Genomic DNA, 1,570 nt, shown 5'->3' on the forward strand with positions numbered 1-1,570 from the left:
GCGTGGATCAATGTGTGATGTTTTCGTGACGCAGTCGCAGCCGCAGCGCCTCGCGCACCGAGAGCACCCGCAGATCCCGCAAGGCGGTTGCCAGCTCATCGACCAACGCCTCATCGCCCGCCGCGCCGGCGCCGAAAATATCTTCCTGGCCGAGGAACAGCCGCGCCTGCGCCTGTGGCTGCGCGCTCTCCTGCGCCGCCAGCGCCTCCTTGCGCGGATCGGTGATCACCAGCCCCCGTGCCATGCCCTGGCGCTGGGTGAACCAGCTGATCCAGCCGGCGATGGCCAGCACGGTCAGCGGTGCGGGGCGCCCCGCCGCGCGGTTTTCCAGCAGCGGGCGGAACAGCCTGGTCGCCATCTTGGTCGAGCCATTGCGGCCGATGCGTGAAACATCGTGCCGGATCGCGGGGTTGCGCAGCCGCGTCATTAAAACCGAGGCGTAATCATGCAACTTCGCTGCCGGCATCGCCAGCGTCGCGCCTTGCTCGGCCTGCATGAATTGCGCCGCCGCCGCCGCGAACGCCGCATCGGCCATCGCATCGGCAATGGTCTTGTAGCCGGCGATCCCGCCGAGATAGGCCAGCATCATATGCACGCCGTTGAGCATGCGCAGCTTCGCCAGCTCATAGGGGGCGACATCGCTGACGAACTGCGCCCCCGCCGCTTCCCAGAGCGGACGCGGCCCGGCGAAATCCTCGATCACCCATTGCAGGAACGGTTCCATCGAAACCGGCGCCGCATCCGCAAAGCCGGTGAGTTTCAGCGCATCCTCACGGTCCGCCGCACTCGCGGTCGGAACGATCCGGTCCACCATCGTGTTCGGGAAGCGGACATTGCGCGCGATCCAGTCGGCCAGCCGGCCGCTACGCAGGCTGGCGAAATTCACCACCGCGTCGCGCAGGGTGCGGCCATTCTCGGAAATATTATCGCAGCTGATGATCACCGGCGGACGCCCGCCCTCGGCATAGATCCGCTCCAGACCAAGGGCGATGGCGCCGACGGCACTGCGCGGGCGCAACGGCTTCAGCAGATCATGCTGAATATCCTTATGGCTGTCCATCAGCCGGCCGCTGCTCGGCTCCAGCAGATAGCCGGTCGGCGTGATCGTCAGCGTGACGATTTTCGTCCGTGGATCCGCGATGCGCGCGGGCAGGCCGAACGGATCGGTCGGGGCGTGCACGATATCGCGCAGCACGCCGACGATTTCCGCCTTGGTGCCGGCCTCGCTGCGTTCCAGCGCGGTATAGAGCCCATCCTGCGGGCGCAACTGCTCGGGCACGGTGGCGCGGGTCATGCTCGCGGCGGCAATGCCCCAGCCCAGCCCTGCATCCCCTTGCGCCTCAATGGCGCGCTGCGTCGCCAGCGCCTGGTGCGCGCGATGAAACGCGCCACAGCCTAAATGCAAAATGCCGCATTCAAGCGCCATCGGATCGAAATCAGGCAGACGCGCACGATGATTCACCGCGTCCAGGCGATCGAGGCGAAGCCGTCGCGGCTCCGGCAATTTTGATCGTATTGTGATATTTTCATCAAATCTATCGAGCAACAAATGCGGCCATCCTCTGCTAGC

The 1,570-nt window shown here is 65.7% G+C and carries 1 protein-coding gene; it reads right to left on the bottom strand.

Going from position 1 to position 1,570, the window contains the following annotated elements:
• Nucleotides 1-7: 7 nt before the first annotated feature.
• Nucleotides 8-1,426 carry a mannitol dehydrogenase family protein gene (locus tag MXAZACID_RS07845; RefSeq protein ID WP_205619749.1) on the bottom strand — a complete coding sequence of 473 codons (1,419 nt, stop codon included), beginning with the start codon at nucleotides 1,424-1,426 and terminating at the stop codon, nucleotides 8-10.
• Nucleotides 1,427-1,570: the final 144 nt, after the last annotated feature.

Origin of the sequence: Acidocella sp. MX-AZ02, from assembly GCF_000306035.1 — a bacterium.
In the GTDB taxonomy this organism is placed as follows: Bacteria; Pseudomonadota; Alphaproteobacteria; order Acetobacterales; family Acetobacteraceae; genus Acidocella; species Acidocella facilis.